Annotated in this window: 10 protein-coding genes; 8 read left to right on the forward strand and 2 right to left on the reverse strand. The window is 70.1% G+C overall.

Annotated features, from left to right (window positions below; all coding sequences use genetic code 11):
• Nucleotides 1–5 precede the first annotated feature (5 nt).
• The 4 genes from OG452_RS26930 to OG452_RS26945 all read left to right on the forward strand — a co-directional run bounded on the left by OG452_RS26930 (nt 6) and on the right by OG452_RS26945 (nt 3,156).
• Nucleotides 6–725 (forward strand): YggS family pyridoxal phosphate-dependent enzyme, encoded by a 720-nt coding sequence (locus OG452_RS26930; RefSeq protein WP_327298150.1) that lies wholly within the window; start codon nt 6–8, stop codon nt 723–725.
• A gap of 140 nt (nt 726–865) precedes the next feature.
• Nucleotides 866–1,480, forward strand: coding sequence for a cell division protein SepF (locus OG452_RS26935; RefSeq protein WP_327298151.1), 615 nt, complete (start codon nt 866–868; stop codon nt 1,478–1,480).
• A 73-nt stretch (nt 1,481–1,553) separates the two neighbouring features.
• Nucleotides 1,554–1,838, forward strand: coding sequence for a YggT family protein (locus OG452_RS26940; protein WP_327298152.1), 285 nt, complete (start codon nt 1,554–1,556; stop codon nt 1,836–1,838).
• 49 nt (nt 1,839–1,887) lie between these two features.
• Complete coding sequence (locus OG452_RS26945; protein ID WP_327298153.1) at nt 1,888–3,156, forward strand: DivIVA domain-containing protein; 1,269 nt, start codon at nt 1,888–1,890, stop codon at nt 3,154–3,156.
• Nucleotides 3,157–3,517: 361 nt separating this feature from the next.
• Here OG452_RS26945 and ileS read toward each other — a convergent pair whose 3' ends face one another.
• Nucleotides 3,518–6,667, reverse strand: a complete 3,150-nt coding sequence (ileS, locus tag OG452_RS26950; protein ID WP_327298154.1) for an isoleucine--tRNA ligase — start codon at nt 6,665–6,667, stop codon at nt 3,518–3,520.
• 555 nt (nt 6,668–7,222) lie between these two features.
• Here ileS and OG452_RS26955 point away from each other — a divergent pair.
• The 4 genes from OG452_RS26955 to OG452_RS26970 all read left to right on the forward strand — a co-directional run bounded on the left by OG452_RS26955 (nt 7,223) and on the right by OG452_RS26970 (nt 10,321).
• Complete coding sequence (locus tag OG452_RS26955) at nt 7,223–8,062, forward strand: TraR/DksA family transcriptional regulator (RefSeq protein ID WP_327298155.1); 840 nt, start codon at nt 7,223–7,225, stop codon at nt 8,060–8,062.
• A 75-nt stretch (nt 8,063–8,137) separates the two neighbouring features.
• The gene (gene lspA, locus OG452_RS26960) at nt 8,138–8,836 is read left to right on the forward strand and encodes a signal peptidase II (RefSeq protein WP_327298156.1); all 699 of its coding nucleotides are present in this window, start codon (nt 8,138–8,140) and stop codon (nt 8,834–8,836) included.
• Between the two features lie 61 nt (nt 8,837–8,897).
• Nucleotides 8,898–9,845, forward strand: a complete 948-nt coding sequence (locus OG452_RS26965; RefSeq protein ID WP_327298157.1) for an RluA family pseudouridine synthase — start codon at nt 8,898–8,900, stop codon at nt 9,843–9,845.
• Nucleotides 9,842–10,321, forward strand: coding sequence for a GNAT family N-acetyltransferase (locus tag OG452_RS26970; protein WP_327298158.1), 480 nt, complete (start codon nt 9,842–9,844; stop codon nt 10,319–10,321). Before OG452_RS26965 ends, OG452_RS26970 begins: the two co-directional genes overlap by 4 nt.
• Before the next feature lie 90 nt (nt 10,322–10,411).
• Here OG452_RS26970 and OG452_RS26975 read toward each other — a convergent pair whose 3' ends face one another.
• Nucleotides 10,412–12,724: a glycosyl hydrolase family 95 catalytic domain-containing protein gene (locus OG452_RS26975; RefSeq protein WP_327298159.1), complete on the reverse strand. Its 2,313-nt coding sequence runs from the start codon at nt 12,722–12,724 to the stop codon at nt 10,412–10,414.
• Nucleotides 12,725–12,768 lie beyond the last annotated feature (44 nt).

The raw sequence follows: 12,768 nt of genomic DNA on the forward strand, positions 1-12,768 counted from the left end.
ACGGCATGACGGATCGTAAGCGCGAACTCGCCGCGAACCTGGCCCGCGTGGAGGAACGTATCGCTTCCGCGTGCGCGTCCGCCGGGCGTAAGCGGGAGGAGGTGACCCTGATCGTGGTCACCAAGACGTATCCCGCGAGCGATGTGCGACTTCTCTCGGAACTCGGCGTACGGCAGGTCGCGGAGAACCGCGACCAGGACGCTGCACCCAAGGCCACCGAGTGTGCGGATCTGCCGCTTTCCTGGCACTTTGTCGGTCAACTTCAGACGAACAAGGTCCGTTCCGTGGCGAGTTATGCCGATGTAGTGCAGTCAGTGGACCGGGCCAGACTTGTTACCTCTCTCTCAACCGCCGCCGTCCGCACGGACCGTGAACTGGGCTGCCTGGTCCAGGTCGCGCTCGACGCGGAGGCCGGCGGGCGGGGCGAGCGCGGCGGCGTCGCGCCCGACGGCGTCGGGGAGTTGGCCGACTCGGTGGCTGCCGCACCAGGACTGCGGCTCGACGGGCTGATGACCGTCGCACCGCTTGCCGGACCCTATGCGGGACGGCAACAGGCGGCGTTCGAGCGGCTGATGGAAATCTCATCCCGCCTGCGCACGACTCATCCTGCTGCCAACATGGTGTCAGCAGGGATGAGTGGGGACCTCGAAGAGGCGGTGAAGGCCGGTGCGACACATGTCCGCGTCGGCACTGCGGTACTCGGCGTCCGTCCCCCGCTCGGGTAACGTCGCGAAGCAAGTCGGACCACAGCAGAAAATATGGTCATTCCCGCCGATCGGCGGGCAGACCCAGTGGATCGCGGGCACTTGGTGACGCTGCGAAATTGGCACAAGGGCGATCCACCACAGAGCGGAGGACTCAGAGCATGGCCGGCGCGATGCGCAAGATGGCGGTCTACCTCGGCCTCGTGGAGGACGATGGGTACGACGGCCCGGGGTTCGACCCCGACGACGAGTTCGAACCCGAGCCTGAGCCCGAGAGGGACCGACGGCGACACCAACCTCCGCATCATTCGCACCAGTCCCAGCAGGACGAACCGGTGCGAATGGTGCAACCGCCCGCCCAGCGCGAGCCAGTTGCGCTACCGGCGGAAAGCGGACGACCCGCCCGAATCGCCCCCGTGGCGTCCATCACACCTGAACGCCCGAGTATGGAGAAGAACGCCCCGGTGATCATGCCCAAGGTTGTGTCCGAGCGGGAGCCCTACCGCATCACCACGCTGCACCCCCGGACCTACAACGAGGCCCGTACCATCGGGGAACACTTCCGTGAGGGCACTCCGGTGATCATGAATCTGACCGAGATGGATGACACGGACGCGAAGCGACTTGTCGACTTTGCCGCAGGACTTGTCTTCGGTCTGCATGGCAGCATTGAGCGGGTGACGCAGAAGGTGTTCCTGTTGTCGCCTGCTAACGTCGATGTCACGGCGGAGGACAAGGCCCGTATCGCAGAGGGCGGTTTCTTCAACCAGAGCTGAGAACGAGACACCGGGTACAACCCCGGCCGGGAGGCCGGAAGAACGAGAACGTCAGGGGAGAGGGAAGCGTTAGATGGGCATCGCATTGGATGTGGTCTACATCGCGCTGATGTGTTTCCTCATCGTGTTGATCTTCCGGCTTGTCATGGACTACGTCTTCCAGTTCGCCCGTTCATGGCAACCCGGCAAGGTGATGGTGGTCGTTCTGGAGGCCACTTACACTGTTACCGATCCACCGCTCAAGCTTCTGCGGCGGTTCATTCCGCCGCTGCGTCTCGGGGGCGTGGCACTCGACCTGTCCTTCTTCGTTCTGATGATCATCGTCTACATCCTGATCAGCATTGTGAGCAAGGTGTGAACGATTCGGTCCTGCCGACTGCCGACGACTACGTAGAGGTGAAGAAGAGATGCCGCTGACCCCCGAGGACGTGCGGAACAAACAGTTCACGACCGTCCGCCTCCGAGAAGGCTATGACGAGGACGAGGTCGATGCCTTCCTCGACGAGGTCGAAGCCGAACTGACACGATTGCTCCGCGAGAACGAGGATCTGCGCGCCAAGCTGGCAGCCGCCACGCGTGCCGCCGCGCAGAATCAGCAGCAGGGCATGCGCAAGCCGCCCGAGCAGCAGGACGGCCGCGGCGGTCCCAATGCTCCGGTGCCCGCCGCCATATCCGGTCCACCGCAGGGCCAGCAGCAGCCGCAGATGGGTCCGCCCCAACTGCCGGGCGGTCAGCCCCAGCTGCCTGCAGGTCCTGGCGGTCACGGCCCGGGTCCCCAGGGTCAGCACGGCCCGGGTCCCCAGGGCCAGCACGGCCCCGGTCCGCAGGGTCAGCACGGCCCGGGTCCGCAGGGTCAGCACGGTCCGGGTCCCATGGGCCAGCAGGGCCCGATGGGCGGCCAGGGCCAGCTCGGCCCGGGTCCCATGGGTCAGCAGGGCCCGATGGGCCAGGGCCCCATGGGCCAGCAGGGCCCGATGGGCGGTCAGGGGCAGCTCGGCCAGGGCCCCATGGGCGGTCCGATGGGCGGCCACGGCGGTCCCCCGCAGATGCAGCAGCAGGGCCCCGGCGGCGACAGCGCTGCCCGCGTGCTCTCGCTCGCGCAGCAGACGGCCGACCAGGCGATCGCGGAGGCCCGTTCCGAGGCCAACAAGATCGTCGGTGAGGCGCGGAGCCGTGCCGAGGGTCTGGAGCGGGATGCCCGTGCCAAGGCCGACGCACTGGAGCGGGACGCTCAGGAGAAGCACCGCGTGGCGATGGGCTCCCTGGAGTCCGCCCGCGCGACGCTGGAGCGCAAGGTCGAGGATCTGCGTGGCTTCGAGCGTGAGTACCGGACCAGGCTGAAGTCCTACCTGGAGAGCCAGCTGCGTCAGCTGGAGACCCAGGCGGACGACTCGCTGGCTCCGCCGCGGACCCCGGCGACCGCTTCGCTGCCGCCGTCGCCCTCGATGGCTTCGGCCGGTGCGGGCGCGATGGGACACACGCAGCAGAGCATGGGCGGCAACCCGTCCATGGCCGGCCAGCCGTCGATGGGCAGTGGCCCGTCGTACGGCGGTCAGCAGCAGATGTCGCCGGCGATGACGCAGCCGATGGCACCGGTGCGGCCGCAGGCTCCGCAGCCGATGCAGCAGGCGCCTTCGCCCATGCGGGGGTTCCTGATCGACGAGGATGACAACTGACGGCGAGTGCTTTGAGCGCTTGACGGTCGGTGGACTGAGGGCCGGGCCCCGGGGTTTCCCTGGGGCCCGGCCCTTTTGTGTGGGGGTGGGTGGTTCGGGGGGTGTGGATCTGGGTGCGGGGGCGTTTGGTGGGTGCGGGTGGGTGGCGCCTGCGGCGGGGCTGTTCCCATCCACAGCCTCTGACCGGGGGCCCACCTTCCCGTAACCGGGGCTCCGCCCCGGACCCGGCTCCTCAAATCTTCCCCAGCTGCCGATGGGAGGTGCCTCCAGGAAGGGCTGAATACCGGGCTGGAGTTTGCCGTGAGAGACCGATGGGCCCGGCCGGGACCACCGGCCGGGCCCATCGGGTGTGCTCTGGCTGTTACGCCTCTGTCTTGTGGAGGCGGAACGTCAGTGCGAGGCCCTCGTCCGTGAACGGGGTGCCGTACGGTGCCTCGCTCTCTCCCTCGCCCTCCGCGTAGTCCAGCGCCAGCACCTCGTCCGCGATCAGACCCGCGTGTTCGGTCAGGGCGTCCCTGGTCTCCGGGGTGGTGCTGGACCAGCGGACCGCGATGCGGTCCGCGACGTCAAGTCCGCTGTTCTTGCGCGCCTCCTGGATCAGGCGGATGGCGTCGCGCGCCAGCCCCGCCCTGCGCAGCTCCGGGGTGATCTCCAGATCCAGGGCCACCGTCGCGCCCGAGTCGGACGCCACCGACCAGCCCTCGCGCGGGGTTTCGGTGATGATCACCTCGTCGGGGGCGAGGGTGACGGTCTCGCCTTCCACCGTCACCGATGCCGTTCCCTCGCGCAGCGCGAGCGAGAGCGCCGCCGCGTCGGCCTCGGCCACCGCCTTGGCCACGGCCTGGACGCCCTTGCCGAAACGCTTGCCCAGCGCGCGGAAGTTGGCCTTGGCCGTGGTGTCCACCAGCGAGCCGCCTACCTCGGAGAGCGAGGCCAGGGACGAGACGTTCAGCTCCTCGGTGATCTGGGCGCGGAGCTCGGGCGTCAGTGACTCGAACCCTGCTGCCGCGACCAGCGCGCGGGAGAGCGGCTGGCGGGTCTTGACGCCCGACTCGGCGCGCGTCGCGCGGCCCAGCTCCACCAGCCGGCGCACCAGCGCCATCTGCCGCGAGAGCTGCGGGTCGATCGCCGCCAGGTCCGCCTTCGGCCAGCTGGAGAGGTGCACCGACTCCGGGGCGTCCGGGGTGACCGGGGTGACCATGTCCTGCCAGACCCGCTCGGTGATGAACGGGGTGAGCGGCGCCATCAGTCCGGTGACCGTCTCGATCACCTCGTGCAGCGTGCGCAGCGCCGCCGCGTCGCCCTGCCAGAAGCGCCGGCGTGAGCGGCGCACGTACCAGTTCGACAGGTCGTCGACGAAGGCGGACAGGGCCTTCCCGGCCCGCTGGGTGTCGTACGCGTCAAGGGACTTGGTCACCTGGTCCACCAGCGCGTTGAGCTCGCTGAGCAGCCAGCGGTCCAGGACCGTGCGGTCGCAGGGGGCCGGGTCGGAGGCCGAGGGGGCCCAGCCGGACGTACGGGCGTACAGCGCCTGGAAGGCCACCGTGTTCCAGTACGTGAGGAGGGTCTTGCGGACCACCTCCTGGATCGTCCCGTGGCCGACACGGCGGGCCGCCCACGGGGAGCCGCCGGCCGCCATGAACCAGCGCACCGCGTCCGCCCCGTGCTGGTCCATCAGCGGGATCGGCTCCAGGGTGTTGCCCAGGTGCTTGGACATCTTCCTGCCGTCCTCGGCGAGGATGTGGCCCAGGCAGACGACGTTCTCGTAACTCGACTTGTCGAAGACCAGCGTGCCGATCGCCATGAGCGTGTAGAACCACCCGCGCGTCTGGTCGATGGCCTCGGAGATGAACTGCGCCGGATAGCGCCGCTCGAAGAGCTCCTTGTTCTGGTACGGGTAGCCGTACTGCGCGAACGGCATCGAACCCGAGTCGTACCAGGCGTCGATGACCTCCGGGACCCGGGTCGCGGTCTTCTCGCACTGCGGGCACGGGAAGGTGACCGCGTCGATGTACGGGCGGTGCGGGTCGAGGTCCGACTGGTCGGTGCCGGTCAGGTCGGTCAGTTCGGCGCGCGAACCGATGACCGTGAGGTGGTCGTCCTCGCAGCGCCAGATCGGCAGCGGTGTTCCCCAGTAGCGGTTGCGGGAGAGCGCCCAGTCGACGTTGTTGTTCAGCCAGTCGCCGAAGCGGCCCTGCTTGACCGAGTCCGGGAACCAGTTGGTCTTCTCGTTCTCCCGGAGCATCGCGTCCTTGACCGCGGTGGTCCTGATGTACCAGGACGGCTGCGCGTAGTAGAGGAGCGCGGTGTGGCAGCGCCAGCAGTGCGGGTAGCTGTGCTCGTACGGGACGTGCCGGAAGAGCGCGCCGCGTGCCTGGAGGTCGGCGACCAGCGTCTCGTCCGCCTTCTTGAAGAAGACGCCGCCGACGAGCGGGACGTTGTCCTCGAACGTGCCGTCGGGGCGGACCGGGTTGACGACCGGCAGGCCGTACGAGCGGCAGACCTTGAGGTCGTCCTCACCGAAGGCGGGGGACTGGTGGACGAGTCCGGTGCCGTCCTCCGTGGTGACGTACTCGGCGTTGACGACGTAGTGCGCCTCGGCCGGGAAGTCGACCAGCGTGAAGGGGCGCTGGTAGGTCCAGCGCTCCATCTCCGCGCCGGTGAAACGCTCGCCCGTGGTCTGCCAGCCCTCGCCGAGCGCCTTTTCGAGCAGCGGCTCCGCGACGACCAGCTTCTCCGCGCCGTCGGTCGCGACGACATAGCTGACGCCGGGGTGCGCGGCGACGGCCGTGTTGGAGACCAACGTCCAGGGAGTGGTCGTCCAGACCAGCAGGGCCGCCTCGCCTGCGAGGGGCCCGGAGGTGAGCGGGAAGCGTACGAAGACGGAGGGGTCGACGACCGTCTCGTACCCCTGGGCCAGCTCGTGGTCCGAGAGGCCGGTGCCGCACCGCGGGCACCAGGGGGCGACGCGGTGGTCCTGGACCAGCAGGTCCTTGTTGAAGATCTCCTTCAGCGACCACCAGACGCTCTCGACGTAGGACGGGTCCATCGTCCGGTAGGCGTTGTCCAGGTCGACCCAGTAGCCCATCCGGGTGGTCAGCTCGGCGAAGGCGTCGGTGTGCCGGGTGACCGAGGCGCGGCACTTGTCGTTGAAGGCGGCGATCCCGTACGCCTCGATGTCCTGCTTGCCGGTGAAGCCGAGCTCCTTCTCGACCGCCAGCTCGACGGGCAGGCCGTGGCAGTCCCAGCCCGCCTTGCGCGGCACGTGGTAGCCCCGCATCGTGCGGAAGCGCGGGAAGACGTCCTTGAAGACACGGGCCTCGATGTGGTGCGCGCCCGGCATACCGTTGGCGGTCGGCGGCCCTTCGTAGAACACCCACTCGGGGCGTCCTTCGGACTGCTCCAGACTCTTCGAGAAGACCTGTGCCTCGTGCCAGAAGTCGAGCACGGCGTGCTCAAGGGCGGGCAGGTCGACCTGGGCGGGCACCTGGCGGTACAGGGGCGGTGTCATCGAACTCCTCCAACGGACGTTTCTCTCTCCGTCGGAGGGACGAGAGCCCAGTCGCTCCCGCGGTACCACCCTCCTTGGCCCCGGCTGTCGTGCCGTGGCCCCCTCATTGGGGTCGCGGTGCCGGTTCTACTCGCCCCGTCCACTCGCTCAGGGGCTTTCTTCCGACGGCTCAGGGGTGATATTCACGCCGTGCCTGCCTCCGGGCTCACACCGTCCCCGGATCGCTCGTGGCCGCTTGCGCCGCTACTCGTCCCGTCCATGCCTTCCGCTGGGGTCAGTGTACGGGCCCGCCCGCACGGGTTCCGACCGGTTTTCCCCCAGGTGCTCGCGGCCGCCGGGCTGACCCGAATGGCCACACGCGGCCCCGCGGAATACCGGGACTCCCCGTTGGCGGATTACGAGGCGGGGAGCTGGGCACAACGCTTGCAGGCTCGGCTTGTCCCGGACGTGAGGAGGGCTGAACCGGCGGCGTGCCCCGTTGCCGCGGGACTGGTGTCGATTTATCGTCCCAGCAGACTCGCGAGCAAGATCACAAAATGTGAAGGGGCCGCGGCCATGGTGGCGAAGAAGACCGCCGGATCGAGATCGGCGTCCGCAGAATCCACTGGGGCGACGGCCGGGGACGCGGCAGGCGAGCACGGAGCCGCCGCGCACGAGACCGTCGCCGGGAAACCCACCGCGAAGAAGGCCGCGGCGGCGAAGAAGACAGCAGCGAAGAAGACAGCAGCCAAGAGGGCGCCCGCCAAGAAGGCGCCCGCGAAGAAGACCGCAGCCAAGAAGACAGCAGCCAAGAAGGCCGCGAAGAAGGCCGCGTCCAGTACGTCACCGGGCCACCCGGCGCCGGACAGCACGGCCGCGACCGCGGCGCAGGGGGCGGCCGAGGCCGCGGAAGAGACGGGAGCCAAGACGGTGGTTACGAAGAAGAGCGCCGGTGGAAGCACGGCGGGTGGCGCCGCCTCCGCCGTGCCCAAGGCCGGGGTCGCCGCGCCCGTGGCCCCGGGGGAGCTGCCCGTACGGCCGGGTGAGGACCCCTGGACCCCGGAGGAGGTCGCGGACGCGCGGGCCGAGCTGCAGAGCGAGGACATGCGGCTGGGAGCCGAGATCGCGGCGGCGGAGACGGCTCTCGCCGGGCTGATGCGGGACTCCGGCGAGGGCGCGGGTGACGACCAGGCCGACACCGGCACCAAGAACATCACCCGGGAGAGCGAGCTGGCCCTCGCGGCCAACGCCCGCGAGATGCTGGAGCAGACCGAGCGGGCGCTGGAGCGGCTCGACGCGGGGACGTACGGGCTCTGCGAGAACTGCGGCAAGCCGATCGGCAAGGCGCGGATGCAGGCCTTCCCGCGCGCCACTCTCTGCGTCGAGTGCAAGCAGAAGCAGGAGCGCAGGTCCTGAGAGCTCCGGGGCGGTGTTTCGGGGGCGGTGTGTCGTACCCTCGTCCTCAGTCAGGTACTAGGGCGAGGGAATCACGTGGCAGAGGCGGAGCGCATCATCGGTACGCCGGACATTCCCGAGTCGGCGGGGGACGCACCGGAGCAGTCGTCCGAGGAGGAGACCCCCGCGGTGGCCGCCCCCGGGACGCGGTCCACCCCCGGGGCGCGGTCCGCCGATGGGCCGGCCGCTGACGGGACGGGTGCTGATGAGTCGGCTGCGGACGGGGAGAGCCCCGGCGAGGGGCCCCGGGGCAAGCGCAGGCTCACCGTGCTCTTCGCCGTGGCCGTCCTCGCCTACCTGCTCGACCTGGTGAGCAAGACGATCGTGGTGTCCAAGCTGGAGCACCACGCCCCCGTCAAGGTGATCGGTGATCTGCTGCAGCTCGACGCGATCCGGAACCCGGGCGCCGCCTTCGGGCTCGGGTCGGCGTACACCGTGATCTTCACCATTGTCGCGGCGTCCGTGATCGTGGTCATCGTCCGGCTGGCCCGGAAGCTCTACAGCGCGCCCTGGGCCGTCGCGCTCGGCCTGCTGCTCGGTGGCGCGCTGGGCAATCTGACCGACCGGATCTTCCGCTCGCCCAGCGTCTTCCAGGGCGAGGTTGTCGACTTCATCAGGCCCGCGCACTTCGCGGTGTTCAACCTCGCCGACTCCGCGATCGTCTGCGGCGGCATCCTGATCGTGCTGCTTTCGTTCAAGGGCCTCGACCCCGACGGGACCGTCCACAAGGACTGACGGGACCGTCCCACTAGGGCTGACGGACCGGCCGGTCCTCCGGGCAAGGCATACTCGACGGGTGAGTACCGTTCCCGAGATCCGCACCCTGCCCGTTCCCGATGGCCTGGAGGGCGAGCGCGTCGACGCCGCCATCTCCCGTATGTTCGGGTTTTCCCGCACCAAGGCGGCCGACCTCGCCGCCTCGGGAAAGGTCCAGGTCGACGGGTCAGTGGTCGGGAAGTCCGAGCGGGTCCGGGGCGGCGCCTGGCTGGAGGTCGAGATGCCCGCGGCCGCGTCGCCCGTGCAGATCGTCGCCGAGCCCGTCGAGGGCATGGAGATCGTCCATGACGACGACGACATCGTGGTGATCCTCAAGCCCGTCGGTGTCGCCGCCCACCCCAGCCCCGGCTGGACCGGCACCACCGTCATCGGCGGCCTCGCCGCTGCCGGGTACCGCATCTCCACTTCAGGGGCGGCCGAGCGCCAGGGCATCGTGCACCGGCTGGACGTCGGGACGTCCGGGCTGATGGTGGTGGCCAAGTCGGAGCGCGCGTACACCCTGCTCAAGCAGCAGTTCCGGGAGCGCACGGTCGACAAGCGCTACCACGCGCTGGTGCAGGGCCACCCCGACCCGATGAGCGGGACGATCGACGCCCCCATCGGGCGCCACCCCAACCACGACTACAAGTGGGCCGTGACGGCCGAGGGCAAGCCGTCTGTCACGCACTACGACCTGATCGAGGCGTTCCGGGCGGCATCGCTGCTCGACATCAAGCTGGAGACCGGCCGTACGCACCAGATCCGGGTGCACATGTCCGCCCACCGCCACCCCTGTGTCGGCGACATCACCTACGGCGCCGACCCGACCATGGCGAAGCGGCTCGGCCTCACGCGGCAGTGGCTGCACGCGATGAGCCTGGGCTTCGAGCACCCGTCGGACGGGCAGTGGGTCCAGTTCCGGAGCGAGTACCCGGAGGACCTGCGGAACGCGCTGGAGGCGATCCGGGCCGAGAGCGAGCAGCGGTGACCAGCGAGTACGAGGTGCGGGTGGTGGCCGACAAGGCCGGTCTCGATGCCTGCTTCGCCGTCCGCAGGGACGTCTTCGTGACCGAGCAGGGCGTGCCGCCCGAGCTGGAGTACGACGCGTACGACGCCATCGGCGCGGACACCGTGCATCTGCTGGCCGCCGACGCGGACGGGCCGCTCGGGACCGGGCGGCTGCTGCTGCCCGCCGCCGGACCGGGGCGCGGGGTGGACGAGCCGGGCGTCGGCTCGCTCGGCCGGCTCGCCGTCGCCGCTGCCGCGCGGGGCAGGGGCGTGGGCGTCGCGCTGGTCCGGGCGATAGAGGACGCGGCCCGTGAGCGCGGGCTGACCGCGGTGGACCTGCACGCGCAGACCCATGCGCTGGGTTTCTACGAGCGGCTGGGGTACGTGGCGTACGGACCCGAGTTCCCGGATGCGGGCATCCCGCACCGGGCGATGCGCCGCACTGTCGGGACGTAGCGGCCGCGACGGTGTCACCGGGCGCGGCCACCGCGTACCCCAACAGTGCGAAGGGGGGGACCAGTTACCCGGAGGCACCCTGACCAGGTGTCAGGACGGCAGCCCCCACGGTTCGGCCGCCCCGTTCGCCGGTACGTCCCTGGGCCCCCGGGACGCGCGGGCGCCGCGCGGGGTGACCACGGCCGTCGCGCCGCGCGGCAGCCGCACCGCGATCCGGCCAGGACCCGTCGCGTGCCAGGACAGCGGTCGCCCGTGCTCGTCCCGTACGTCCACCGTGCCGGAGATCCCGTGGTCGAGCGTGAGCGGTTCGCCGGCCTCGCTCCGGATCCTTATCCAGCGGGTGGCGCCGCCCGCGCGGTCCGCGTCCACCAGGAAGGCGCCCTCGGTGCGCAGGGAGGCGATCGACGCGTCCGCCCACCGCTCCGACACCGAGGGGAACACCTTCAGTACCCCGCCGTCGCCCTGCACCGCCATGTCCAGCATTGACTGGACCGCCGCCGGCGGGGATTCGAGTGCGAGGTTCTTGCCCTCGCGGTACATCGTGTTGGGCGTCATCTGACAGTCGGCGACGGTGTTCCCGTCGGTGAAGAAGGTCAGCTGGTCCAGCGCCTTCTCCGGCTCGCCCATCACGGAGTACATGGACGACGAGGTGGCGTAGCTGTAGCCGTGCCAGGCGCTCTGCATGCTCGTCCAGTGGGCCAGCGAGCGCCGCATCAGATCCCGGTCGCCCGGCCTGTCCCACTTCCTCTCCCGCAGCGGATAGAGCCAGAGCAGATGGGAGTGGTGGCGGTGCGAGTCCGCCAGCGGCACGTCCTTGCCGATCATCACCCCGTCCGCCGGGTCCTCGGCGTACGGCGTGAGCCGCGCCGCGATGTCCCGCCACTGCCGGGCGCGGGGGTCGTCGACGCGCAGCAGCCGGGCCGAATCGATGAGCGTACCGACGCCCCAGCGGATCAGCGAGAGGTCGTAGGTGCAGTCCGCCGCGTTAGCGTACTCGGGGGAGCGGGTGGTCAGCAGGTGCAGCTTGCCGTCGCCGCCCTCGTGCAGGAAGTTGGCGTAGAAGTTGATGGCCTTCGCGAGGATCGGGTACACCACGTCGCGCAGGGTGGCGAGGTCCATCGTGTGCCGGTAGGAGAGCCATACGTTGTGCAGCGCCCAGGTGAGATTGCCGAAGTTGTCGGATATGTGGCCGGAGCCCGGGACACCGACGTCGTAGTTGTCGCCCGCCCGCAGCTGCCAGTCGGACGGATGGCCGAGCGCGTAGTTGTGGCCGTCCCGGTAGGCGGCCGGTACGGACGTCGGCAGGTTCTTCTCGAAACGGCGGAATGCCTGGGTCACCGAGTCCAGTTCGGGATGGTTGGTGCCGTTGACCGCGGGCATCCCGATCTGGACGTTGAGGTTCCACCACACCGCCGTCCAGCTGTTGCCGACCTCCGGGAACCACGGCCCCCACTCGGACAGGGTCGGGCCCTGGGCGCGGGTGGCCGAGGCCAGTTTGTAGAGCTGGAGGACGTAGAACGACTGGAGCCGCTTGTCCGGTACGGAGAGGAAGCTGCGCCGGTAGTAGGCGTGCCACCACTCGCGGTGCCGGGCGACCAGCGGGTCGGGGCCGGTGGCCAGCGCGCGGTCCACCGCCGCCACGGCGTCCGCGGTCGCCTGCCGCACATCGCCCGGGAAGAGGTAGACGAGCTGCGCGGCCAGCAGCCGCCCCGACCCCTCGCGCTGCTCCCGCCAGGCCGTCGTCCAGCCGCCGCCCGCCAGCAGCGGCTGTTCGACGAAGCCGGCGCCCACCCGCGGGTCCGGATTGGGTGTGTAGTCGGCCGGCTTGTCGATGAGCCGGGTACTGGCGGCCTGGAGCCACTGGAAGGACCAGGCAGCGGACTCCTCGCCCGCGCTCGGGCGGGTGGAGACCAGCAGCGCGCCCGAGTCGTTCTGGACGAGCGCGGAGAAGGTGAGGGAGCCGCGGGTGGTGGTGAGCGTGCCGCGCAGCTCCGCGTCGTAGGGATCGAGCGTCCAGTCGACCGCAGTGATCTCCCCGGCCAGGGTGAGCGTGAAGTACCCGACGGGCAGCCGGGAGTAGCCCGTGCCGCCGCGCCACTGGCCGCGCTGGTCCTGTACCTGGGTGTGGCTGATCATCAGCTTCAGGGTGTTCGGGGACGCGCCCCGGTAGAGCTGGGCGCCGAGGTAGCCGTTGGCGAGGAACGGGGCGTCCTGCCAGCCGGTGGGCAGCCGCCGCCACTTCATGGCGGCGGCGCGGGCCGTCCGTTCGTACACATCGGGGTCGTGGGACCCGGGCCGGCCGTCGGCTGGGGCCGCCCAGGCGGTGCGGGACCCGGCCAGCCAGAGGGCGGCGGTCGCGCCCGCCGCCGTACCGGCGAAGTGTCTGCGGGAGAGGTCATGCACGGGGTGACTCCTGTTCGATACGGGGGCGGGCCGTACGGGGCCGG

The sequence above is a fragment of the Streptomyces sp. NBC_01197 genome (genome assembly GCF_036010505.1).
Lineage (GTDB): Bacteria > Actinomycetota > Actinomycetes > Streptomycetales > Streptomycetaceae > Streptomyces.

Bases quoted from the DNA above. Each gene is read 5' to 3' on its own strand.
- ileS (WP_327298154.1), bottom strand. From the start codon at position 6,667: ATGACACCGCCCCTGTACCGCCAGGTGCCCGCCCAGGTCGACCTGCCC.
- OG452_RS26940 (WP_327298152.1), top strand. From the start codon at position 1,554: ATGGGCATCGCATTGGATGTGGTCTACATCGCGCTGATGTGTTTCCTC.
- OG452_RS26955 (WP_327298155.1), top strand. From the start codon at position 7,223: ATGGTGGCGAAGAAGACCGCCGGATCGAGATCGGCGTCCGCAGAATCC.
- OG452_RS26935 (WP_327298151.1), top strand. From the start codon at position 866: ATGGCCGGCGCGATGCGCAAGATGGCGGTCTACCTCGGCCTCGTGGAG.
- OG452_RS26930 (WP_327298150.1), top strand. From the start codon at position 6: ATGACGGATCGTAAGCGCGAACTCGCCGCGAACCTGGCCCGCGTGGAG.
- OG452_RS26945 (WP_327298153.1), top strand. From the start codon at position 1,888: ATGCCGCTGACCCCCGAGGACGTGCGGAACAAACAGTTCACGACCGTC.